Source organism: Caballeronia sp. SL2Y3 (genome assembly GCF_022879575.1).
In the GTDB taxonomy this organism is placed as follows: domain Bacteria; phylum Pseudomonadota; class Gammaproteobacteria; order Burkholderiales; family Burkholderiaceae; genus Caballeronia.
This window is the reverse complement of record NZ_CP084261.1, coordinates 789,749-813,398: the sequence shown is the minus strand read 5'-3', so window position 1 is coordinate 813,398 and position 23,650 is coordinate 789,749. Positions and strand designations below refer to the sequence as shown.

At 64.7% G+C, this 23,650-nt stretch carries 22 protein-coding genes; 13 read left to right on the top strand and 9 right to left on the bottom strand.

What is annotated here, in order from left to right; genetic code table 11:
* Positions 1-3 precede the first annotated feature (3 nt).
* Positions 4-252 carry a hypothetical protein gene (locus tag LDZ26_RS17040; protein WP_370650692.1) on the top strand — a complete coding sequence of 83 codons (249 nt, stop codon included), beginning with the start codon at positions 4-6 and terminating at the stop codon, positions 250-252.
* A gap of 82 nt (positions 253-334) precedes the next feature.
* Here the strand turns inward: LDZ26_RS17040 and LDZ26_RS17035 are convergent, their stop codons facing one another.
* The 4 genes from LDZ26_RS17035 to glgC form a co-directional block, all read right to left on the bottom strand.
* Positions 335-1,771, bottom strand: a complete 1,437-nt coding sequence (locus LDZ26_RS17035) for a dihydrolipoyl dehydrogenase (RefSeq protein ID WP_244849343.1) — start codon at positions 1,769-1,771, stop codon at positions 335-337.
* 7 nt (positions 1,772-1,778) lie between these two features.
* Positions 1,779-2,579 (bottom strand): SDR family oxidoreductase, encoded by an 801-nt coding sequence (locus LDZ26_RS17030; RefSeq protein WP_244849342.1) that lies wholly within the window; start codon positions 2,577-2,579, stop codon positions 1,779-1,781.
* A 70-nt stretch (positions 2,580-2,649) separates the two neighbouring features.
* On the bottom strand, positions 2,650-4,113 hold the full coding sequence (gene glgA / locus LDZ26_RS17025; protein WP_244849341.1) for a glycogen synthase GlgA: 1,464 nt from the start codon (positions 4,111-4,113) through the stop codon (positions 2,650-2,652).
* A gap of 74 nt (positions 4,114-4,187) precedes the next feature.
* Positions 4,188-5,462 (bottom strand): glucose-1-phosphate adenylyltransferase, encoded by a 1,275-nt coding sequence (gene glgC, locus LDZ26_RS17020; protein WP_244849340.1) that lies wholly within the window; start codon positions 5,460-5,462, stop codon positions 4,188-4,190.
* Between the two features lie 407 nt (positions 5,463-5,869).
* On the opposite strand from glgC, the gene pdxY reads away from it, so the two are divergent.
* On the top strand, positions 5,870-6,751 hold the full coding sequence (gene pdxY / locus LDZ26_RS17015; RefSeq protein WP_244849339.1) for a pyridoxal kinase PdxY: 882 nt from the start codon (positions 5,870-5,872) through the stop codon (positions 6,749-6,751).
* A 1-nt stretch (position 6,752) separates the two neighbouring features.
* Here the strand turns inward: pdxY and LDZ26_RS17010 are convergent, their stop codons facing one another.
* Positions 6,753-7,238: a hypothetical protein gene (locus LDZ26_RS17010; RefSeq protein ID WP_244849338.1), complete on the bottom strand. Its 486-nt coding sequence runs from the start codon at positions 7,236-7,238 to the stop codon at positions 6,753-6,755.
* 570 nt (positions 7,239-7,808) lie between these two features.
* On the opposite strand from LDZ26_RS17010, the gene LDZ26_RS17005 reads away from it, so the two are divergent.
* Positions 7,809-9,041 carry a hypothetical protein gene (locus tag LDZ26_RS17005; RefSeq protein ID WP_244849337.1) on the top strand — a complete coding sequence of 411 codons (1,233 nt, stop codon included), beginning with the start codon at positions 7,809-7,811 and terminating at the stop codon, positions 9,039-9,041.
* Positions 9,042-9,374: 333 nt separating this feature from the next.
* Here the strand turns inward: LDZ26_RS17005 and LDZ26_RS17000 are convergent, their stop codons facing one another.
* Positions 9,375-9,842 (bottom strand): hypothetical protein, encoded by a 468-nt coding sequence (locus tag LDZ26_RS17000; RefSeq protein WP_244849336.1) that lies wholly within the window; start codon positions 9,840-9,842, stop codon positions 9,375-9,377.
* A 223-nt stretch (positions 9,843-10,065) separates the two neighbouring features.
* Entirely contained in the window at positions 10,066-10,893 is an 828-nt protein-coding gene (locus LDZ26_RS16995) for a shikimate dehydrogenase (RefSeq protein WP_244849335.1), read from the bottom strand.
* A gap of 279 nt (positions 10,894-11,172) precedes the next feature.
* Here LDZ26_RS16995 and LDZ26_RS16990 point away from each other — a divergent pair, with 279 nt between their 5' ends.
* Positions 11,173-12,618, top strand: a complete 1,446-nt coding sequence (locus LDZ26_RS16990; protein ID WP_244849334.1) for a cytochrome P450 — start codon at positions 11,173-11,175, stop codon at positions 12,616-12,618.
* Here LDZ26_RS16990 and LDZ26_RS16985 read toward each other — a convergent pair.
* Positions 12,612-13,244: a helix-turn-helix domain-containing protein gene (locus LDZ26_RS16985; RefSeq protein ID WP_244849333.1), complete on the bottom strand. Its 633-nt coding sequence runs from the start codon at positions 13,242-13,244 to the stop codon at positions 12,612-12,614. The two genes, LDZ26_RS16990 and LDZ26_RS16985, sit on opposite strands and share 7 nt — an antisense overlap.
* A 212-nt stretch (positions 13,245-13,456) precedes the next feature.
* Here LDZ26_RS16985 and LDZ26_RS16980 point away from each other — a divergent pair, with 212 nt between their 5' ends.
* From LDZ26_RS16980 to LDZ26_RS16940, 9 genes are all read left to right on the top strand, one after another.
* Positions 13,457-14,956: an aldehyde dehydrogenase family protein gene (locus LDZ26_RS16980; RefSeq protein ID WP_244849332.1), complete on the top strand. Its 1,500-nt coding sequence runs from the start codon at positions 13,457-13,459 to the stop codon at positions 14,954-14,956.
* Positions 14,957-14,990: 34 nt separating this feature from the next.
* A complete protein-coding gene (locus LDZ26_RS16975; protein WP_244849331.1) occupies positions 14,991-16,163 on the top strand; it encodes an FAD-binding oxidoreductase in 1,173 nt (390 codons plus the stop codon).
* Positions 16,164-16,311: 148 nt separating this feature from the next.
* On the top strand, positions 16,312-16,518 hold the full coding sequence (locus LDZ26_RS16970) for a hypothetical protein (protein WP_244849330.1): 207 nt from the start codon (positions 16,312-16,314) through the stop codon (positions 16,516-16,518).
* Positions 16,519-16,826: 308 nt separating this feature from the next.
* The gene (locus LDZ26_RS16965; protein ID WP_244849329.1) at positions 16,827-17,315 is read left to right on the top strand and encodes a hypothetical protein; all 489 of its coding nucleotides are present in this window, start codon (positions 16,827-16,829) and stop codon (positions 17,313-17,315) included.
* Between the two features lie 121 nt (positions 17,316-17,436).
* Positions 17,437-17,823, top strand: coding sequence for a PaaI family thioesterase (locus LDZ26_RS16960; protein WP_244849328.1), 387 nt, complete (start codon positions 17,437-17,439; stop codon positions 17,821-17,823).
* Between the two features lie 6 nt (positions 17,824-17,829).
* The gene (locus tag LDZ26_RS16955) at positions 17,830-18,750 is read left to right on the top strand and encodes a LysR family transcriptional regulator (protein ID WP_244849327.1); all 921 of its coding nucleotides are present in this window, start codon (positions 17,830-17,832) and stop codon (positions 18,748-18,750) included.
* 144 nt (positions 18,751-18,894) lie between these two features.
* On the top strand, positions 18,895-20,088 hold the full coding sequence (locus LDZ26_RS16950; RefSeq protein WP_244849326.1) for a CaiB/BaiF CoA-transferase family protein: 1,194 nt from the start codon (positions 18,895-18,897) through the stop codon (positions 20,086-20,088).
* A complete protein-coding gene (locus tag LDZ26_RS16945) occupies positions 20,085-21,002 on the top strand; it encodes a hydroxymethylglutaryl-CoA lyase (RefSeq protein ID WP_244849325.1) in 918 nt (305 codons plus the stop codon). Before LDZ26_RS16950 ends, LDZ26_RS16945 begins: the two co-directional genes overlap by 4 nt.
* Positions 21,003-21,083: 81 nt before the next feature.
* Positions 21,084-22,421 (top strand): MFS transporter, encoded by a 1,338-nt coding sequence (locus tag LDZ26_RS16940; protein ID WP_244849324.1) that lies wholly within the window; start codon positions 21,084-21,086, stop codon positions 22,419-22,421.
* A 109-nt stretch (positions 22,422-22,530) separates the two neighbouring features.
* Here the strand turns inward: LDZ26_RS16940 and LDZ26_RS16935 are convergent, their stop codons facing one another.
* A complete protein-coding gene (locus LDZ26_RS16935; RefSeq protein ID WP_244849323.1) occupies positions 22,531-23,649 on the bottom strand; it encodes an acetate/propionate family kinase in 1,119 nt (372 codons plus the stop codon).
* Position 23,650: the final 1 nt, after the last annotated feature.

Genomic DNA, 23,650 nt, shown 5'->3' with positions numbered 1-23,650 from the left:
CGAGTGGGATCCTGGGTTGCGGTGAACGGCTTCAACTTCATGAACTTCAATGCGATGGGCTACGAGTTCGCGTTGATGATCGCCGTGTTCGCCATGCAGGTTATCGTGGAAATCGCGTTCCTCGCGGGGGCCGTGCTGACGCGCCATAAGGATGTCGGCCACCGGCTGGCGAATCTGCTGCTCGGACTGTTCTGCTCGATGGTCGTGCTCGGCTTCGACCTTGCGCTGCAATATGGGTTGAGCGGAACCTGATTCGCGGCGCAGTTTTAGTCGTCACAAAGCAAAGGCCGGCTGTTCGACAGCCGGCCTTTGTCTTTTTCCGAAGCGCGTCGTACTAGCAGCCCGCCGCGCTTGTCAGGTTCGGCGGCTTGGCGGCGCGTTCGGCGTACCACTTCTCGCTGGCGTCGCGCAACGCGGTGCGCAAGCCTTCCTCCACAACCGGGTGATAGAACGGCAGCTTCAGCGCGTCGTCGAGCGTCAGTTCGAGCTGGATCGCCCATGCGAGCAGATGGCCGACGTGCTCCAGCGCCGGCCCGCAGCCTTGCGCGCCGCGCAGCCGGCCGGTTTTTGCGTCGGCGTAGACGTGCAGAAGGCCGCGGTTCTGGCGCATCACGCGGCTGCGTCCCTGCGTTTCGAACGACACCGCGCCCGTCACCGTCATCTGCTTGTCGAGCGATTCGTACGACGCGCCGACGATCACCACCTGCGGCTCGCAGAACACGATCGAGAACGGAATCTTGCGCTTCACCGGCTGCACGTCGGGGAAACGCGCGGCGTTCTCGCCGGCGAGCTTGCCTTCGTCGGCGGCATCCTGCAGCCACGGACGCGTGCCGTCGCAGTCGCCGGCGATGAAGATCGCGCTGTCGCCGCACTGCATTGTCGATTCGTCGAAGCGCGGCACGCCCTTTTCGTTCAGTTCGATGCCGGCGTGTTCCAGCGCGAGCGGCTTCAGATTCGGCGCGCGGCCCGTGGCGGCGAGCACGAGGTCGAACTGTTCGGTGCGCGTGGTGCCGTCGCGCGTTTTGAAGCGTAGCGTCGGCCGGCCGTCTTCGAGCGACATCTGTTCGATGTTGCCGTCCGGATCCAGATAAAACTCGTCGGCGAGCGCCGCCGTGAGCGCGTCGCGCACGGGCGTGTCGCAGAGCGCCGCCACGCTGCCGTTGTTGCCGAACATGAACACTTCCACCGACAGTCGCGCGAGCGCCTGTCCCAGTTCGAGCGAAAGCGGCCCGGTGCCGAACACGGCCATGCGCCTGGGCAGCGTGCGCAGTTCGAAGAGATCGTCGCTCGTGATGAGCTTGTCGCCGAAGACTTTGAGCTCGTCGGGCACGCTCGCCGCCGCGCCCGTCGCGATGACGACGCTTTTCGCGTCGATCTGCGTGTGGTCGCCGACGAGAAGCCGCCCCGGCGCTTCGAAGCGCGCCTGTCCGCGCAGGATGGAGCCGTCCGGGAACGCTTCTGTTTCCTCGATCACGCCGCCCACGAAATGATCGCGCTCCCGGCGCACGTAGTCCATGACGCGCGCCGAGTCCGCATCGAGCGCATGCGTGCCTTCTATGCCGCGCGCCGCGAGCGCACGCGCGTCGTGCAAACCGTTGGCGGCGGCGAGCAGCAGCTTCGACGGCATGCAGCCGACGCGCGCGCACGTCGTCCCCAGTTCGCCGCTTTCGATCAGCACCGCCTTCGCGCCCGCATCGCGCGCCGAGCGAAACGCGGCCATGCCGGCCGTGCCCGCGCCGATCACGGCGACGTCCACTTTCACAGAGTTCATAGGCGAATCAGCCGTTGTCGGCGAAACCGGGATACAACGTCATGCCGCCATCGACGAAAAGCGTCGTGCCGACGACGTAATCGCTGTCATCGGACGCGAGCCAGACGGCGGCGCGGCCGATATCCTCGACCTCGCCGATCCGTCCGTACGGCACGAGCTTCAGCAGCCGGTCGAGCGCTTCCTTCGAATCCCACGCGTCCTCGTTAATGGGCGTGCGGATCGCGCCCGGCGCGATCGAATTGACGCGGATGCGCTGCGGCGCGACTTCCTGCGCGAGCGACTTCATCAGCATCTGAATGCCGCCCTTGGACGAAGCGTAGTTCACATGTCCCGCCCACGGAATGACTTCGTGCACGGAACTCATGCAGATAATCTTGCCGAGCGCCTTCGACACCGGCCGCGGCCCGCGCCACACGAACTCGCGCACCGCGCGCTGCGCCGTCAGGAATTGCCCGGTCAGATTCGTGTCGATGACCTGGCGCCACTCGTCGAGCGTCATGTCGACGAACTTCGCGTCCTGCTGTAATCCCGAATTCGCGACGACGATATCCACCGTGCCGAAGCGCTTCACGACGGCGTCGAACATGGCGTCGACGGCTTTCTCGTCTGACACGTCCGCGCCGACGGCGAATGCCTCGCCGCCGAGCGCGGCAATCTCGTCGGCGAGCTTCTCAGCCGGCTCCGCGTGCGAGTGATAGTTGATGGCGACGTGCGCGCCGGCGTCCGCCAGCGCCTTCGCGACGCCCGCGCCGATGCCGGAGCTGCCGCCGGTCACGAGCGCAATCTGGCCTGCGAGGGCTTTTTGCATGAGCCTTCCTGATGTCGGTTGATCCGATGGCAGGCGGCAGCAAGGTGCGCGCCCGACATGCGACGCATTCTCACGCGCCGACGAGTTGCCGGTAGACCTCGGCGTAGCGTTGCGCCGCCGTCTCCCAGCCGAAGTTCTGCGTCATCGCCCGTTTGACGACCGTCTTCCACTCGCTGCGCCGCGCCTTCAGCGCAAACGCACGGCGGATCGAGGCGACCATGCCCGCGCGCTGGAATCGGTCGAAGACGAAGCCGGTGGCTGTGTCGTCGGCGAGATTTTCGAGCGAGCAATCGACGACCGTGTCCGCGAGGCCGCCCACGCAATGCACGAGCGGCAACGAGCCGTAGGCGAGCGCGTATAGCTGCGTGAGCCCGCAAGGCTCGAAGCGCGAGGGCACCATGACGACGTCGCTGCCCGCGATGATCGAATGCGAGAGCGTTTCGTCGAAGCCGAGTTCGACCGCCACCGCACTCGGATGCGCGGCCGCGGCGTTCTTGAGCCCGGTTTCGAGCGCCGGGTCGCCGGTGCCGAGCACCACGAGCTGCCCGCCGCGCTGCACGATCTCCGGCACCGCCGACAGCAGCAGATCGATGCCTTTCTGCTCCGTGAGCCGGCTGACGACGCCGAAGAGCAGCGCGTCGTCGTCGCGTTTCAGTCCCATGCGCTCCTGCAGCGCCGTCTTGCACTTGCTCTTGCCGGCGGGTTTGGCGGCGGTATAGCGCGTGGCGATGGCGTCGTCGATCGCGGGGCTCCAGATCGCATAGTCGACGCCGTTCAGAATGCCGCTGATGTCGTGCGTGCGCGTTTGCAGCAGGCCGTGCAGGCCCGCGCCCTGTGCTTGCGTCTGGATTTCGCGGGCGTACGTCGGGCTGACAGTCGTGATGCGGTCCGCGTAGTACAGACCGGCTTTGAGGAACGACGTCTGGCCGTAGAACTCGACGCCTTCGACCGCGAAGAAATCGGCCGGCAATTGCAGCGCGCCGAACTGCGACGCGGGAAAGACGCCCTGATACGCGAGGTTGTGCACGGTCATCACGGTCGGCACGCGCGGCGCGCCGCCACGCTCGAACGCGCGCAGATACGCGGGCCCGAGACCCGCGTGCCAGTCGTGCGCATGGACGATATGCGGCCGCCACGCGGGATCCGCGCCCGTCGCGATGCGCGCGGCGCTCCAGCCGAGGAGCGCGAAGCGGCGGTCGCTATCGGCGTACGGCTTGTGCGACGCGTCCAGATACGGATTGCCCGGACGGTCGTAGAACTGATCGGCGCGCACCACATAGACCACGACGCCGTGCGGCTGCAACACGCCCCGTTCGAGCCGCACGTCGTTCGCGCCGAAGGCCGCGCCGAGACTCGTCACCGGCTGGATATCGGAAAGCCCGGCGATCACGGCCGGAAAGCCGGGCAGCACGACGCGCACGTCCGCGCCGAGTTGCGATTGCGCGGGCGGCAGCGCGCCGACCACATCGGCGAGGCCGCCGGTTTTCAGAAGCGGAAACATCTCTGCTGCGACATGCAGCACGCATACGGTCATCGGCGCTCCCGTCGATTATGGTTTGACTGCGTTATCGGGCGAGCGGCGCGCCCGCCCCAGGCGTCGCTTCGCGATCAACGCTCGGCGAGCCGCGCGAGCGCGTCGCGCGTGACGAGCGTGACGCCCGACTCCGTGCGGAAGAACCGCGCGGCGTCTTCTTCGGGATCCTCGCCGATCACGAGACCCTCGGGCACCGTGCAGCCGCGGTCGATCACCACGCGCTGCAAGCGGCAACTCGGCCCCACCGTCACCTGAGGCAACAAGACTGCCTCATTGATGTTACAGAACGAGTGCACGCGCACCGCCGACGAAAACACCGACTTCGACACCTGCGAGCCCGAAATCACGCAGCCGCCGCATACCAGCAGATTCGTGATCGCGCCTTGCTGGCCGTTCAGATCGCGCACGAACTTGCCGGGCGGCAACTGTTCCTGATTGGTCCAGATCGGCCACTTGCGGTCGTAGAGATCCAGTTGCGGAATGGTCGAAGCGAGGTCGAGATTGGCGGCCCAGTAGGCGTCGACGGTGCCGACATCGCGCCAATAGGCGGGCGCGTTAGGATCGTTGTCGGACGTGACGCAAGACATGCCGAACGGATGCGCGATCGCCCGGCCGCTCGTCACGACGCGCGGAATGATGTCCTTGCCGAAATCGTGGTCGGTGCTGGACGCGGCGATGTTCTCTTCGAGCAGGTGATACAGATACTTCGCGCTGAACACGTAGATGCCCATGCTCGCGAGCGCGACGTCCGGCTTGCCGGGCATGGCGGGCGGATCGGCGGGCTTCTCCAGGAACGCGGTGACGCGGCGGTTCTCGTCCACATGCATCACGCCGAAGGCCGTCGCTTCCATGCGCGGCACTTCGATGCAGCCGACCGTGCAGTCCGCGCCGCTCTCGACGTGGTCGAGCACCATGCGCGTGTAGTCCATCTTGTAGACGTGATCGCCGGCGAGCACGATGATGAACTCCGGCGCGATCGACCGGATGATGTCGAGGTTCTGGAACACGGCGTCGGCGGTGCCGCGATACCAGCTCGAATCGACGCGCTGCTGCGCCGGCCAGATGTCGATGAATTCGTTGAACTCGCCGCGCAGGAAACCCCAGCCGCGCTGAAGATGGCGCAACAGCGAATGCGCCTTGTACTGCGTGACCACCGCGATGCGGCGAATGCCCGAGTTGAGGCAATTGGACAGCGCGAAGTCGATGATGCGGTATTTGCCGCCGAAGTGGACGGCGGGTTTGACTCTCTTGTCCGTGAGCGGCCCGAGACGCGTGCCGCGACCGCCGGCGAGGACGATTGCGAGCGTGGACTTCTGCAAGTCGGTGCGATTCTTTGACGGCGTCTCCATGTCGGCTCCTGATTTTGACCTGCGTCTGTTGATGTCGTGTGGATGCTAGGCGGTGCTTCGATCCTCGAGGGTTGGCGGCCGCTGCGTCGGGCGGTGCGCGCGTTGATGTTCGTAGCATTATCGGCGCGCGTTCGAATCCTGCGGGGCTGGCGTTCGAATTTTTGTTGCCGGCAGGCATTGGTCGTCGAGCGCAGTGAGCAAGGCGCATTCCAGGACGCGTGTCGTGAACGGCGCAAGTGTGACACGCGGCGCTGTTGCATGCGCGCACTGGACAAAATGCGGCGCCGCAATTTATAACGACCACGCGATGCCGCGCGGGGCGTTGGGGCGGCACAATACACAATGGCCCGCCGAATCGACTTCGACCGTCGTCTCACTGCCTCCCTTGCCAGTCCGGAAATGACAACATGAACAATGTCCTGAGTATCCAGTCGCACGTCGTGTTCGGGCATGCTGGCAACAGCGCGGCGGTCTTTCCGATGCGGCGGCTCGGCGTGAACGTCTGGCCGCTCAACACGGTGCAGTTTTCCAATCACACGCAATACGGCCGTTGGACCGGCGGCGTGGTGGATGCCGAGGAACTGCAAAGCGTGATCGAAGGCATCGGCGCGATCGGCGTGCTCGCGCGCTGCAACGCGGTGCTCTCCGGTTATCTCGGCGCGACGGAACAGGGCCGCGCGGTCGTCGAGATCGTCAAGATGGTGAAGGCGGTGAATCCGCGCGCGCTTTACTTCTGCGATCCGGTGATGGGCGTCGAGGGCGGCTGCACGGTCGCGCCCGGCATCGAAGATTTCCTCGTCACGACGATGCCCGAAGTCGCCGATGCGATCATGCCCAATCACAACGAGCTTCAGAAGCTCACGGGCCGGACCATCGAGAACGTCGAAGAAGCGGTCGATGCGTGCCGCGAAGTCATCGCGCGGGGGCCGCGCATCGTGCTCGTCAAGCATCTGCTGGATCGCAACAGCCGCGCCGATACGTTCAACATGCTCGCGGTCAGCGCGAACGAGGCATGGTTCGCGCAGCGGCCGCTGTATCCGTTCGCGCGGCAGCCCGTCGGCGTCGGCGATCTGACGAGCGCGGTGTTCGTCGCGCGCACGCTGCTCGGCGATTCGTTGCGCAACGCGCTCGAACATACGCTCGCGGCGGTCAATGCCGTGGTGAGGGCCACCTACGAGGCGGGCCGCTACGAACTGGAGATCGTGGCGTCGCAAGACGAGATCGCGAAGCCGACTGACCGCTTTCCCGCCATTCGTGTGACCGGTAACGCGCCCGCCGCCGCCCGCTGAATCAGACGGCTGCGGCTGCCGCTGCCGCCATCGCCCTGAAGTTTTCGGGCGTAGCGAACGCCAGGTACTCGGCCTGCATCTCGGGCGTGAGGAATTCGAGCATCGTGGCGTTCTCGATCCAGAACTCGATCACGTCGAAGAAATGGTCGCCGCGCGTGCAACGCACGGCGCGCCAGCCCTCGCGCTCGCCGATCGCCAGCACGTCGGCGGCGCTGCGCTGTGTCGCGATGGCCATATGGAACGCGCTGTATTGCGGCCTCTCGACCGTTCCCGCGCCGTAGCTCACGCTTGTCTCATGCCCGCCGCCGGGCGTGATCACCCGGTCGCTCGGATAGACCTCGATGATGCTGCCGCGCTCGTCGCCCGCGACGGCCATCCATGCATCGGGAAACGGAGAGAAGGGCGCGGCGAAGCCGTCCCAGAGTTCCGCGAGCACGTGCGCGACGTGCTTCGGATCGCGGGCGGGAATGGACGCGTGAAAGATCATGTGAGCACTCCGATAGAGAGCGGGGCGGTTGCATGAGGCAATGCGCGTGGATGCTTTCACGCGGCGCCAGTGAGTGTCAATTAGCGTTAGCCGTGACATTGCGGATTAATACTTTGTTTTGTCTTCCGCATTCTTTTTGTCTTGTCATTTGAATGACTAATTGCCGCGCGATAACCACGAACATTCATTAGCCCGACAAATTCACTTGCGGCAATTAGGCTTGAACGTTACGCTTCGTTCCACCAGCGATTTACCCATTCGCAGGTACACGTTTCTCTATTGCTCAGAACTCTTGAGCATTACAAGAGCGCCCGTCAGGGCGTGATTCTGTGGCCAGTGCATGTGTCGGGCTTATTCGACCGCATGCAAAAGCCATATAGGCAAAACTTGCGCGCATGAGACCAGCGCCTCCGAGCAAAACACGCGTTTTGCCCGGTTTCATGTCGTTCGCGAAGTTTTGTTGATGCTCGATTCACGCAGAAGGCATGCATGCGCATGTCATCGCGGAGCGTTGTGCGCCTGAAAACGCATGCCGCAACGAATTTATTTAACGATAGGCGGAGTTGAGACATGGAAGGAAAACATACTCAGTGGATTAGCGCCCTTGCTTCGGCAGCCGCGTTGGTTTTACTTGCCGGTTGCGGCGGCGGTGGCGGCGGCACCAGTTCTAACGGAACGGGCACGACCACGACGACGAGTTCCGGCGCAAGCTCGCCGACGGGCGCGAGTGCGCCGAGCGGCGCCAGCTCGACCGGTTCCACCAACGTGACGCCGACGCTCGCCGCTGCGACGCAAGTCGTTGACGGCACGGCTCTTGGCACGGCGCAATGGCCGAGCGGCTCGACCGCGAGCGGCGGCACGGGCCAGCAGGTGAGCAGCCTGAACTGCGCGGTCGCGGGCAATACCTACAGCTACTCGCACCTGTCCATCTATCAGAACGGCAAGCTGCTGGCGCTGCCCGCGGGTATCGGCACTGTCGCGCCGACCATGGCGTTGCAGACCGGCTGCGTCTATCCGGTGCATACCGACGACAACACCGGCAAGATCCGCATGGATGAAACGAGCAATGCGTCGTACACGCTCGGCCAGTTCTTCGCCGTGTGGGGGCAGCCGCTTTCCTCGACGAACGTCGCGGGTATCAGCGGGCCGGTCACCGCATGGGTGAACACGGGCGGCGCGCTTCAGAAGTACACGGGCGATCTCGCCAGTCTCGTCCTGCCGCAGCACGGCGAAGTGACGCTTGCCATCGGCACGCCGCCTGCGCAGATCCCGACCTACACGTGGATCGATCCGCCCGCGTTCAACAACACTCCGGTCACGCTGACCTATGGCGGCGTAGTCGGCGATACGGCCGCGTGGCCGGCGGGCGGCACGGCGACGGGCGCACCGATCGACGGCGTCACCTGCGCTGCGGGCATGGCCGAGACGTTCCACGTCCACGCGCACGTCGCGATCATCAGGGACGGTCAGTGGCTGCAATTCCCGAAGCAGATCGGCATTCCGGGAAGCTGCAACTACGAGATGCACACGCATGACCAGACCGGCATCGTCCATATCGAAACGCCGAACGTGAAGACCTACACGCTCGGGCAGTTGTTCGACATCTGGGGCCAGCCGCTGACCACGACGAACGTCGCGGGCATCCAGGGCAACGTCGTGGTCTACATCAACGATAACGGCGACTCCCGGCGTTACCTGGGCGACCCGCGCGATATCGTGCTGACCTCGCATCGCGATATCACTTTCCAGATCGGCGCGCCGGTCAGCGCGCTGCCCACGTACTCGTGGTATGAGCCGCAATAAGCGATAAGCGGTAAGCGGTAAGCGGTAAGCGATAAGCGTCGCCGGAAACGGCGTCGGGACAGGCGGGCGGCGTTCGGTGAACGCCGCCCGTTTTCGTTGGGCCGGGCAAAAAAAAGCCGCCCGGGGTAGGCGGCGAGAGCGCGTCCGTTGCGAGACTGTCCCGAACGGGGGAACGGACGCGTGAGGAGACAACTGAATGCAGGTGAGTATCGCAAGGCCGGATGGCCGACTCAACCGGCATTTGGAAGCACTGCGTTTCGCGTTGGCGGGATTATCGCGATCCGCGCATTCTTAGCGGTGTCCGTCGCGAAAGCTGGATGCGCTTCGAGCGAATCAGCACTCGTTCGACGGCATCAGACGCGGATAGCCGGGCTGCGCCGAATCGATCGTCGTGACGCATGCGCCGGGTTGCACGTCGAGCGTGCTGTCGATTTCCCGCTTCGCGCCGTCGCGGGTCTGCACGCCGTAGCGATACACCTTCGCGGTCTGTTCCGGAGCCTTGTCGAAGAGGCTCGTGAGATCGAAGCTCAGTCCCGCGCCCGCGCCGATGCCGCTCCAGCCGCTGCCGCCCACGCCGCCGCCGCCGACGCTCACCGCCGGCCCCGATGACGATGCCGCGCTCGTCGTGACCGTGGTCAGGTATTGCTTGTCCGCGATGCGCCCGTTGGCGAGCCGGGCGTCGGCGGGAAGCGCGCCGGACGCGCCCGGACCGGTTGCGCACGCCGCGAGCAGCGCGCATGCGACGACGACGGCGACGCCAGCCAGCGCCGGGCATTTGACCATGCGTTGATACGATTTCATTGCAGCCTTCATTGACCTTCTGAGAACCCTCCGTTCGACGTCGAGCGTCTATGCCGCAAGAGCCGCGAAGCATCGGACAAAAAAATACCGCCCGAAAGGGCGGCGAGCCGATGTTTCGGCGGCGGCCGGCATGCGCGGCTGAGGGAGGCGCGCGCGCCGCGGTATGGTGCAGCAGCGCCGGGCCTATTTGAACCAGACGTCTCCGATTCCGCCAGCCGCCGATTCAATCGCGCAGCAGGAAATCGACGATGGCGTCGCAGACGCGGCCGAACATCTGCGTGCCCGTGACGGTCGGACAGCCGCGAGTCCGGGCGGCTTCGATGAACGGCGTGATGGGCGGCTTGGTCACGACATCGCCGACGAACGTCGTCGCAGGCAGGCGCGATACGTCGAAAGGCAGCGGATCGCCTGCGCGCATGCCGGCCGGCGACGCGTTCACCACGATGTCGTGTGCCGGCGCGTCGCCGTCATCGGCGATGCTGACGGCGCCGCGTCCGAGCGATGCGAGCCGCGAGACGAGCGCGCCGGTGCGCGCTGCATCGAAATCACGGACGGCGAGCGACGCGACGCCGGCCTCGATCAGCGCCTGACCAATGGCCGAGCCCGCGCCGCCCGCGCCGATCAACAGCGCGCGCTTACCAGCCGGCGCACAGCCTGCGTCCGCGAGCGCGGCGACCATGCCGACGCCGTCGGACATGCCGCCGTGCCACGTGCCGTCGGCGTTGCGTCGGAGCATGTTGGTCGCGCCCAGGAACGTCGACTCGCCGGTGAGCGTGCGGCAGTAGCGTACGGCGCTGAACTTGTGCGGCACCGTGATGATGATGCCGTCGACGTTCTGCATCGGCGTCACGCCGGCGAAGAAGGCGTCGAGATCGGCCGGCGCGACGTGCGCGGGAACGACGATCGCGTCGCGGCCAGCCGCGCGCATCGCCGCCGTGACGCCGGAGGGCGAGCGCACCTGCGCGATCGGATCGCCGACGATGAAATACACGCGGGTCGCGCCGCTCAGGCCCGCATCGAGCGATGCGGAAAAGGATGTGTCGTGCGCCATGCGTCGGTCTCTCGGTGAATGCGCGGGGGAGCGCGTGCGTCGATGTGAAAAAGCGTGGATGGCGAACTGTAGTGGAGATTGAAAAGGGCTTCAATGAAGTCCACGGCGAGAAGCAACTAACGGTCGAGCCACTGCGCCTCCGCTGAGTTAAGAGGGGAATACACACGCAGAAACCGCGTCTTCAATAGCAGGCAGATGACCGGCCAGTGAACGCCCGCTGACGCCCTCCCGCCCACCCTGCACTATCCTTTGCAGATCAAGCCCCTTACGAGGCCGATCATGTCAGCCGCGACCGCCATCGCTCCCGCGCGTGAAGTCCACGACTTGCCGTCGCCGCGCGGTCTGCCGCTCATCGGCAATCTGCATCAGCTGCCGCCTGCGACGCATCATCTGACGCTCGAACGCTGGGCCGAGGAACTCGGCACGCCGTACGTGTTCCGGCTCGGCCGCACGCCGGTCACGGTGTGGTCGGACATCGAACTGAGCCATGCCGTGATGCGCGAGCGGCCACATCGCTACCGGCGTTACGAGCCGATCGAATCCGTGCTGAAGGAGTTCGGCTGCAACGGGCTGTTTTCGGTCGAAGGCGCGGCCTGGCTACCGCAACGCCGCCTCGTCATGCAGGCGCTCTCCATTCCGCACATCAAGGCGTTCTATCCGACGCTCGCGGCCATCACCGACCGGCTGCGGCGGCGCTGGGAAGCGGCGGCGCGCTCGGGCAGCGTCGTCGATATGATCGCGGACCTGAAGCGCTTCACCGTCGATGCGACGAGCGCGCTCGCGTTCGGCGAGGACCCGAACACGCTGGAACGCGAAGGCGACCTCATCCAGCAGCATCTCGCGCATCTTCTGCCGATGCTCATGTCGCGCGTGAATGCGCCGTTCGCATACTGGCGCTATGTGAAGATGCCGCGCGACCGTCGATTCGAACACGCGATGGCCGAAGTGCACCGCTATATTCGCGCGCTCATGGCCCGTGCGCGCGCACGCATGCAGGCGCAAAGCGAGCCGCGCAATCTGCTCGAAGCGATGCTGGCCCTGCGCGACGCGCCCGGCGCCGACCTCACCGACGACGACGTCGCAGCCAACGTGATGACGCTACTGGTGGCGGGCGAAGACACGACGGCGACGTCGATTGCCTGGGCGCTGCTGTTTCTCGGAACCGACGATGCGCTTCAAGCCCGCGTGGCCGCCGATGCTCGCCACGCGCTCGGCGACGCGCCTGTGTGCCCGACCTATGACGCCATGCGCGCGCTCGATTCGTGCGAAGCCGTCTGCACCGAGGCGGGCCGTCTGCATCCGGTCGCGCCGTATTTGTCGTTCGAGCCGCTGGAAGACGTGCAGTTGTCCGGCGTGCGCTTGCCGGCGGGCACGAAGATGTTCATGCTGAATCGCCCGGCCATGCTCGATGCGCGCCATTTCGCCGATGCCGCGCGCTACGACCCGCAGCGGTGGCTGCGCGATCGTCGGCGAGAAGCAGACTCGGACGCGCCGACGCATGAACCCCGCGCCTGGATGCAATTCGGCGCCGGGCCGCGCGTGTGTCCGGGGCGGCATCTCGCGTCGGTGGAAATGCGGCTTGTCGTGTCGATGCTGACGGCGAACTTCGTCGCGCGGCTGGCGACCGATCCGGCGAACATCCACGAGGTCTGCGCCTTCACGATGGTGCCGAGCGACATGCCGATGCGGCTTCAACTACGCGAAAAGGGCGTCGCGTCTCACTGATCATCCGGTGCGGACGCCGGGGCCACAGGCACGCCGCCTCCGGTGGCCATCCACAGCACTTCGGCGTCTTCTTCGCTCATGGAGATGGCCGCGTGCCCGGTGCGGCTGTCGAAGTAGATGCTGTCGCCGGCGTTGAGATGCGTCGGCGCGTAGAGTTCCGAGTACAGGCAGACGCTGCCGCTGATCACATACAGAAATTCCTCGCCTTCGTGACGGCCCCAATCGTCGAAGGCGTCGAGCGTGTGCGCGGAAATGCGGATGCGAAACGGCAGCATCGCCTTGTGCGCGAGATCGGTGGCGAGCAGTTCCATCTGATAGCCGCGATACGCGTGACGCTGGCCCTGATCGCGGCGCGTGAGCGCGCGCCGTCCGCTCGCGCTCGGCGCGCTCGTGTTGCCGAAGAGTTCGCCCAGATCGATCTGCAAGCCGCGCACGATCTTCTGGAGCACATCGAACGTGGGCGACATCAGCCCGTTCTCGATCTTCGAAAGCGCCGAGCGCGACACGCCGCACAAGCGGCTCGCCGTCTCCAGCGTCATGTCCTGTGCCACGCGCGCCTGTCTGACGCGGCGGCCGAGATCGGCTGCGGACTGCTCGGGCGCTTGGCGGGTCGGAAGGGTCGTCATTACGATGCCAGGAAATTTTGTTTCCGATAATAACATCGCGACTGCCGCCGACGGCACCGTTGGCTCGCCGGGCGCGCCTCGGGAGAACCCGTATATTGGCGGCATTGTGACGCGAGGCATCCGCGCGTATAGTCTCTCGCAACCGCGCGAAGTTTCTGATCAGAAACACGTCGGCGCACCATTCAACGCAGCAGCACTGAGAGGATTCCACCGTGGACGCACAATCGATTCTTTCCGACCTCGGCATTGCAGGCCTCGTCGAGGACGGCGATCTCGCTGTCACGTCGCCGATCACGGGGCAGGTCATCGGGCGCGTGAAGCGCCACACCGCCGCCCACGTCGACGCGACGCTCGCTCAGGCGCGCACGGCGTTCGCTCAGTGGCGCAACGTGCCCGCGCCGCGGCGCGGCGAACTCGTGCGGCTGCTCGGCAATCGCCTGCGCGAGAAGAAGACCGCGCTTGGGCGGCTCGTCTCGCTCGAAGCAGGCAAGATCCTGCAGGAAGGACTCGGCGAAGTGCAGGAAATGATCGACATCTGCGATTTCGCCGTCGGTCTGTCGCGGCAGCTTTACGGCCTGACGATCGCATCGGAAAGACCGGGGCATCGCATGGCGGAGACGTGGCATCCCTTCGGCGTATGCACCGTCATTTCCGCGTTCAATTTTCCGGTCGCGGTCTGGTCGTGGAATGCGGCGCTTGCGCTCGTGTGTGGCAATGCGGTCGTCTGGAAGCCGTCGGAGAAAACGCCGCTGACCGCTCTCGCCGTCGATCGCATCTTCCGCGAAGCGCTCGACGAATTCGGCAGCGCGCCGCCGGGACTCGCAGCGGTCGTGATCGGCGACCGTGACATCGGCACGCAGCTCGTCGCGGACAAGCGCTCGGATATCGTCAGCGCGACGGGCAGCACGGAGATGGGCCGCGCGGTGGGCGTCGAGGTCGCGCGCCGCTTCGGCCGCTCGATTCTCGAACTCGGCGGCAATAACGCGGGCATCGTCTCGCAGACGGCTAACCGCGATCTCGCGCTGCGCGGCATTCTGTTCTCGGCGGTCGGCACGGCGGGCCAGCGGTGCACGTCGCTGCGGCGTCTCTTCGTTCACGACAGCATCTACGATGACACCGTCGCGCGCCTCAAAGACCTGTACGCGAAAGTGCCCATCGGCAATCCGTTGAACGACGGCGTGTTGATGGGCCCGCTCATCGACGTGCAGTCGTTCGCGCGCATGCAGGACGCGCTGGAACAGGCGAAGGGCGAAGGCGGCAAGGTCTTCGGCGGCGAGCGCGTGACGGTCGAAGGCTGCGAGAACGGCTACTACGTGCGCCCCGCGCTCGTCGAGATGCCCGCGCAAACCGAAGTTGTCCTAAAGGAAACCTTCGCGCCGATTCTCTATGTGATGCGCTACCGCGATTTCGACGAAGCCATCGCGATGAACAACGCGGCCGTGCACGGCTTGTCGTCGTGTGCGTTCACCACGGACCTGCGCGAAGCCGAGCGATTCCTGTCCGCATCGGGCAGCGACTGCGGCATCGCGAATGTGAACATCGGGCCGAGCGGCGCGGAAATCGGCGGTGCGTTCGGCGGCGAAAAGGAAACGGGCGGCGGGCGCGAATCGGGCTCGGACGCGTGGAAGGCCTACATGCGCCGCGCGACCAACACGATCAATTACTCGTCCGAATTGCCGCTCGCGCAGGGCATCGACTTCAATCTAGGCTGAAGCGTTCAGCGCAAACGACTGCGACGGGGGCGGCGTGACTCAACAGGTAGTGATCGTCGGTGGCGGCGTGATCGGGAGTTCGGTCGCGTATTTCTTGCGGGCATCGGACCCGGACGTGCAGGTCACGGTGATCGAGCGCGATCCGACCTACGCGCGCTCGTCCTCTGCGTTGTCGGCGGCATCGATCCGCCAGCAGTTCTCGACGCCGCTCTCCGTGCGCATGTCGCTGTTCGGCATCGAGTTCCTGCGCGAGATCGGCGAGCGGCTCGAAGTGAACGGCGAGCGGCCGTCCATCGACTTACACGAAGGCGGTTATCTCTTTCTCGCGACGCCGCGCGGCGAAGACACGTTGCGCGAGAATCACGCGATGCAACGCGCGCTCGGCGCCGACATCACGCTGCTCGATCCGGACCGGTTGCGGGCGCGCTTTCCGTGGCTCAATACGGACGATTTGGCCGCGGGCGCATTCGGCGAGCGTGGCGAAGGCTGGTTCGACGGCTACGGCCTCGTGCAGGCGTTGCGACGCAAGGCGCAGTCGTTGGGCGCCCGTTACGTGACGGCGGACGTGACCGGCATCGAACGTGAAGGGCGGCGCGCGACGCGCGTGCGCGCATCGAACGGCGAAGCGTATTCCTGCGATGTAGTCGTGAATGCGGCGGGCGCCTGGTCGCGTGCCATTGCGGCGATGCTCGGCATCGAGCTTCCGATACACGCGCGGCGACGCAGCATCTTCAATGTGTCGTCGCCGGCGAAGCTCGACGCCTGTCCGCTGCTGATCGACCCGACCGGCGTCTACTTTCGTCCGGAAGGGCGCACGTACATCTGCGGAACGTCGCCATCGGCGGATAACGACCCCGATGACCTTCCGCTCGACGAAGTGGACCACGCGCTTTTCGACGACGTGATCTGGCCGACGCTTGCGCATCGGGTGCCGCAATTCGAGGCGTTGAGGGTCGAGCACTGCTGGTCCGGTTACTACGAATACAACGTGCTGGATCAGAACGCGATAATCGGCTTTCATCCGGCCATCGACAATTGCATCTTTGCAAGCGGCTTTAGCGGACACGGCTTGCAGCACGGTCCGGCAACCGGGCGCGGCGTCAGCGAACTGATTCTGAACGGCGGCTATACGACACTCGATCTATCGCCGCTCGGTTGGGCGCGTGTCGTGGAAGGCCGGCCTATCGTGGAGAAAAACGTCGTTTAGGCGATGCGGTTTCATACAAGCGGCACTCTTTAAATGATCGACACCGTCCTTCCTCGCGTCTATCGATGAAATCCACTAGGGCCAGTTGGCCCGAGGAAGTGCATCCTGAATATGTCTCGATTATTCGAGTGAAAACAGGAGGCAAAAGATGGATGCTCGATCGAATACGCAACACGCGCATTTTGCAGAATGGATGGACGATCGGCAGGCACCGGGCGAATCGACTGCAACGGCTTCTCACCGCTCCAGCCAGGTGTGCGCCGAACCGGAATATGTTGCCGACGTATGCGGCCGTTTCGCGGGAGAAAAAACAGAAGAGGAACAAAAGTCCTGCGTGGTTCGCGGATATAACTAGGCGTTTTGCACCGTCATTCGTTGCGCGGCAATTCGGCATTTAGAGGTTGGGCGCGCAGCGAATACCGATAGACAAAGGCAATTCGCGCTGCACGGCGGATTTGCGTATCGTAAAGGCGCGTAGTCGTCGCGGTCGGTTCGCCACATTCCAACGATTTGAAGGCATTGCGCCGACGCACGAAGAGAATGTTGCGTCGCTCGAATGCGTTTTCTTTCTAAACGCCTACTCTGGCGCATGCAGAAAGTGCCTGCATATATTTCTCGCCGCGCCTTTTGCGCGTCTCTTTCGCGTCGCTGGAGCGCCGTATAATGAACGTCGATGAACACGCGGCAGTCGAGCCGCGATTGCCGCGTTCCCTTTCCACTGTCGCGTCGGAAATCGACGACGGTGCGCATCGCATCGACTCGCCTGCGCGCGGGCGGTCGTTTGTCGACGCGCGCAACGCAGCGGATCGCCTGCGCCGGGCGCTGGCGGCCTCGACGTGCGTGATGGTCGCGTGGTCGCTCTTCGAAGTGCCGTGGGAAATCGACGCCGACAGCCGCGGTCAACAGATCGCCGCCGTGCTGACCGCGAAGGCGCTCCTGATGCTGATCGCGGGGCTTGCGCTGCGCGGGCGGCGCTTCGCGGGCTATCTGCTGTTGTTCGTGTGCGTCACGAGCGTGCTCGCCATTGCACCCGAACTGCCCGGCGAGTTCGCGCATGCGCCGTGGCTCGGCATTCTGTCGGCCGTGGAATGCGTGACCAAGCTCGCCACGCTGACGCTCATCGCGCTTCACCTCAAACCTCGTCTGCGCTGAACCTGCGTCGTCTTCGCCGGTGCCGGGGCCGGCGCGCGCAGGCGCGGCCCTGCGATGGCACAATCCTCCCAAGCTCAAAAGTCGACGCGACGAAGAAGCACTGACGCAGGGAGGCGCACAGTTGGCGAATCTGGATCTCGACAATCCTTTCCTCGAAGCACTCGGCGCGACACTGACCGCGTGGCGCGACGGCTACGCCGAATTCACGATGCCGATACATGCAGGCCATCTCAACCGTCAGCGCATCTTGCAGGGCGGAGCAATCGCGACGCTGCTGGATGCCGCCTGCGGCTACACCGGTCTCTTCACGACGGCATCCACGCCCATTCACGGCTTCACGCTTTCGCTCACGGTCAATTACCTCGATCGCGGCATCGGCGACAAGGTCGTGGCCAAAGGCTTTCTCGAACGCAAGGGGCGCTCTGTGTACTTTGCGCGCGGCGAGGCGTGGGTCGACGATCGTTTGATGATCGCGAGCGCGCAGGGAACGTTCAAATACGCGCGCTGAACTGACATGGCGCTCAAGAACCTGCTGCGGCGTCTCGACCTCACGACACTTCAGCTCTTCGTCGCGGTCTTCGAGGAAGGCACGCTCACGCGTGCGGCGGATCGCGAGGCCATCGCGGTGTCGGCGGCCAGCAAGCGGCTGCTGGAACTCGAGCAGGCCGTCGGCGCCGCGCTCTTCGAACGCAAGGCGCGCGGCATGGCGCTGACGCCCGCCGGCGAGACGCTGCTGCATCACGCCCGCCGCGTGCTGCGCGATGTCGAGAACATCGGCATCGAACTGGCCGAGCATGCGAGCGGCGTGCGCGGCTACGTGCGCATGATGGCGAACCTCTCGGCCATCGTGGAGTTCCTGCCGGAAGATCTGCGCGCATTCTCCGCCGCGCACGGACAGATCAAGATCGATCTCGAGGAACGTCCGAGCGGCGGCATCGTGGATGGCGTGCTGGACAGCCTCGTGGATCTCGGCATCTGTTCGGGCGATGCCGATACGCGCGGCCTCGAAAGCACGCATTATCGACATGACCGGCTGATTATCGTCACGCCCGGCGATCATCCGCTCGCGAGGCGCGAGCGCGTGTCCTTCGCCGATACGCTCGACTTCGATCACATCGGCCTGCATTCGGCCAGTTCCATCAACGCGCGCACGCACCTCGCCGCGCGGCAGGCGGGCAAGCCGCTGCGGCTGCGCATTCACGTGCCCGGCTTCGATGCCGTGTGCCGCATGGTGCAGGCGGGCATGGGCGTCGGCGTGCTGCCGCTCGCAGTGTTCGAGTCGATGGGGCGGCAACTCGGACTCGCGGCCGTTCCGCTGGACGAAGCGTGGGCCGCGCGCAGTCTCATCATCGTCGTGCGCGATGCCGCGGCGCTCTCCCCGGTAAGCCGGCTGCTGTACGACCATCTTCGTTCGATAGAAGCCGCCCAGCGCTGATCGCTGATCGCTGATCGCTAATCGCTGATCGCTGATCGCCGAGCGTTCGCGTTTGACGAACGGTGCTTGCCGAAATGCGGTTGGACGCGGTGCGTGCGCCGCCCATAAGCTCGTCTTCAACGACACATTCACGGAGACAAGCAAATGAGCGGACCGCTTACGGGCATTCGCGTCATCGAGATCGGCACGCTGATTGCCGCACCGTTTGCCGCGCGCATGCTGGCCGAGTTCGGCGCGGAAGTCATCAAAATCGAGGCGCCCAATGGCGGGGATCCGCTTCGCAAGTGGCGAAAACTTCACGAGGGCACGTCGCTCTGGTGGTATCTCCAGTCGCGCAACAAGAAGTCGGTCTGCGTGAATCTCAAATCGCCCGATGGAGCGGACGTCATCAAGCGTCTCGCCGCCGATGCGGACATCGTCATCGAAAACATGCGGCCGGGCGCGCTCGAGAAACTCGGGCTCGGCTGGGACGTTTTGCATGCAATAAACCCGAAACTCACGATGGTTCGCATCTCCGGCTATGGACAGACCGGTCCATACCGTGATCGTCCGGGCTTCGGCGCGATCGGCGAGGCGATGGGTGGCATTCGGTATACAACCGGCGACGCGGACGGCACGCCGGCGCGCGTCGGCATCAGTCTGGGCGATTCGCTCGCGTCCCTTCATGGCGTGATCGGCGCGTTGATGTCGCTGCTGCGCGTGAAGACGGGGCAGGGCGACGGGCAGGTCGTCGATGTATCGCTCGTCGAAAGCGTGTTCAATCTGATGGAGAGCCTGGTTCCCGAGTACGACTTGCTCGGACACGTGCGCGAGCGTAGCGGCGGTGCGTTGCCGGGTATCGCGCCGTCGAACACGTACCGCACGGAAGACGGCGGCTTCGTGGTGATCGCGGGCAACAGCGATCCCATCTACAAGCGCCTGATGAACGTCATCGGCCGCCCGGATCTCGCCGACGATCCCGCGCTCGCTCATAACGATGGCCGCGTGCGCCAAAGCGCGATGCTCGATGAAGCGATCGGCGCGTGGACATCGCATCACGCGATGAACGACGTGCTGGCCGCGCTCGCAGACGCGGACGTGCCGTCCGGCCGCATCTATTCGGTCGCGGACATCATCGGCGACGCGCATTATCAGGCGCGCGACATGCTGTTGCAGGCGAGCTTGCCGGGCGGCGCATCGGTGAAGATGCCGGGCATCGTGCCGAAGCTCTCCGACTCGCCGGGCGAAGTGCGCTGGCCGGGCCCGGCTCTCGGCGAGCACACGCAAAGCGTGCTGGCTTCCCTCGGCTTCGACGAAAGCGACGTGCAACGGCTGCGCGCCGAAGGAGCCGTTCAATGACGCGCGATTACAGCGAACGGTTGATCGTGCAGGAAGTCGCGCCGCGCGACGGCTTGCAGATCGAAGCGAAATGGGTCGAGACCGCAGACAAGGTCGCGTTGATCGACGGCCTGTCGGCGTGCGGTTTCACGCGCATCGAGGCGGGCTCGTTCGTCTCGCCCAAGGCGATTCCCGCACTGCGCGACGGCGATGCGGTCTTCCGCGGCATCCGACGCGCGCCGGGCGTGGTGTACGTCGCGCTCGTGCCGAACGTGAAGGGCGCACAGCGCGCGGTCGCGGCGGGAGCCGATGAACTGAACCTCGTGATGTCGGCAAGCCAGACGCACAATCGCGCGAACATGCGTATGAGTTGCGAAGCATCGCTCGATGGCTTCGCGGAGATAGTTCGGACAACGAATATAAGTTTGAACGGCACGGTGGCCACGGCGTTCGGCTGTCCTTTCGAAGGGCGCATCGATGAAGACCGCGTCGTGTCCATTGTCCGCAGCTATCGCGAGATGGGTATGGAAGGCGTCACGCTGGCGGATACGACGGGAATGGCGAATCCTCGTCAAGTCGAGCGCGTGGTATCGCGCGTGCTCGAACATGTTCCGGCTTCCGCGTTGACGCTGCATTTCCATAACACGCGCGGTTTGGGCCTCGCCAACGTGCTGGCCGCTTACGATGCCGGCGCGCGACGCTTCGATGCCGCGTTAGGCGGGCTGGGCGGTTGCCCGTTCGCGCCCGGTGCATCCGGCAACATCTGCACCGAAGACCTCGTGAACATGTGCGACGAGATGGGCATCCCGACCGGCATCGATCTCGCGAAACTCATCGCGCTATCGCGGACGCTGCCTGCGCTCGTCGGCCATGACGTGCCGGGGCAAGTGGCGAAGGCCGGGCGCAATAGCGACCTGCATCCCGTGCCCGTTTGAGTACCCCATTACGTCCGAACCATCTGAAGCAGCCTGTCCGATAACAATTCCGATCACGGACGGACAAACAAGGAGACAATCATGAGCGACCTAAGCGTATCCGCCGCGGACAAGCCGCAGGCATTGCAGAATACGAGCGACATCGTTCGCAAAGTGGCATGGCGGCTCATGCCGCTCATCATGCTGTGCTATCTCTTCGCCTTCTTCGACCGTATCAACATCAGCTTCGCGAAGTTTCAGCTGCAAAGCACGCTCGGCTTTTCCGATACCGCCTACGGTCTCGGCGCAAGCCTCTTCGTGATCGGTTACGTCATATTCGAGGTGCCGAGCAATCTGCTGTTGTACAAGGTCGGTGCACGGCGCTGGATCGCGCGCATCATGATTTCGTGGGGAATCGCGACCGCGCTCATGGTCTTCGTGCAGACGGAATGGCAGTTCTATGCGCTGCGCTTCGTCATCGGCGCGATGGAAGCCGGCTTCGCGCCCGGCGTGCTGTACTACCTGACTTTGTGGTTTCCGGCCAGCTATCGCGGGCGAATCACGTCCTTGCTGTTTCTCGCATCCGCGTTCTCGGGGCTCGTCGGTGCGCCGTTGTCGGGCCTCGTGCTCGCGCATATGAACGGCGTGCTCGGCATCGCGGGATGGCATTGGCTGTTCTTGCTCGGCGGCTTGCCTTGCCTGTTGCTGGGCGTGCTCGTGCTCAAGGTGTTGAAGGACCGCATCGACGATGCCGCTTGGCTCACCGGCGCGGAAAAGAACACGCTCAAGAGCCAGATCGCGACGCAAAGTCAGCCGACGACGACGGGTCATTCGCTCTTCGGTGCAATCCGGACACCGGGCTTCCTGATGCTCGGCCTCATCTACTTTCTGATTCAGATTGCATCGTACGGCCTCAACTTCTGGGCGCCGCATCTGATCCGCGCAGCGGGTACGCATAATCCGACGATCATCGGCTTGTTGACGGCGGTTCCATACATTTGCGGCGCGGTGTGCATGGTCGTCGTGGGGCGCATGTCCGACACATCCGGCGAACGCCGCAAGTTCGTCTGTGCGTTGCTCTTGATGGCGGCGGCGGGTTTCTTCGCGGCAGGCGCATTCGACAAGCAGACGACGTTCTTGATCGTCGCGCTCGGCGTGATGGGCGCGGGCGTCATCGCTTCGATCCCCGCATTCTGGGCGTTGCCGCCGAAGCTGCTGACCGGTGCGGGTGCGGCGGGCGGCATTGCGCTGATCAATACCCTCGGGCAGTTGGGCGGAATCGTGAGCCCGGTGATGGTCGGTCGTATCCGCGATGTCACCGGCAGCACGACGCCCGCGCTGTATGCAATCGGCGCGATGAGCGTCGTCTGTGCGCTGTTGTTGCTGTTCGGCTTGCCGCAGGCGTTGCGGCAGCGAGACCATGCCGCAGGCTCGCGTTAAGGTTTGATCGTTACGGCGGGCGCGCCCGGCCAGCATCGTAGCCGCCGGGCGTTTTGCTTCTTGCATGCTGCATGCAAGATGCATCGTTCAGCATGCAAGATGCAAAGAGTCACCCGGCAAGCAAGCGCCGGCAATGCCGGGCAATCTGCGTTTCCTCATCGGTAGGTACAACGCGATGCGGCGCATTCAGAAACGCCAGCCCTTCCAGTATCTGCGCACGAATGGCTTCACTATGCTCGCCTATACCGCCGCTGAACACGATGAGGTCGAGCCCGCCGAGCACGGCCGCATAGGCGCCGATGGTCTTTCGGATCGCGTCACAGAACACGTCGATCGCGAGCGCCGCGTCTGTATCGCCCTGATCGCGGCGGGCGAGCAAGGTCTGCATGTCGTCGTCGGAATTCGACAGCGCCTTCAGGCCGCTCGAACGATTGACGAGCGCTTCGAGCGCGTCCGCGTCGATTGATTCGTGGCGCAACAGATGAATCAGCACGCCGGGGTCGAGATCGCCGCTGCGCGTCGCCATCGGGATGCCGCCCGTCGGCGTCATGCCCATCGACGTATCGACAGAACGGCCGTCTTTCAGCGCGCACAGACTCGCGCCGGACCCCAGATGAGCGATCACGACGCGCGAGGGCACCGCGTCGCCCAGCGTGCTCACGATGTACTCATAAGACAGCCCGTGAAAGCCATAACGCACCACGCCGCGTTGCGCATAGTCACGCGGTAACGCAAAGCGAGTCGCACGTTCCGGCAGCGTGCGATGGAACACCGTATCGAAGCATGCAAAATGCGGCATGCCTGAGAAGATGCGTTGCGCTTCGTCGATCAACGCCAGCGACTGCGGCAGATGCAGCGGCGCGAACGCAACCGCTTCGGTCAGGCGCTTCTTCACCTCCGGCGTGAGTTTGCAATGCGCGCGCACACGCGGGCCGCCGTGCACGACGCGATGCCCCACCGCCGCGAGCGGCTCGTGCAAGTGCTCGCGAAGGGCATCGGCAACGCGCTGCAATGCGTCGTGCTGCGACTCCATCAGGTGATCCTGCGAGATATCGATGCTGCCATCCGCCGAGCGCATGGCGAGCGACCCGTTCTCGCGCCCGATCCCTTTCGCGCTGCCCGTGAGCCACGCATGTTCGTCGCACGCATGTTCGTTAGGGTGCGGCACGAACACGCCGAACTTCAGTGACGACGAACCGCTATTCAACACCACGATGCCTTGTGTCATC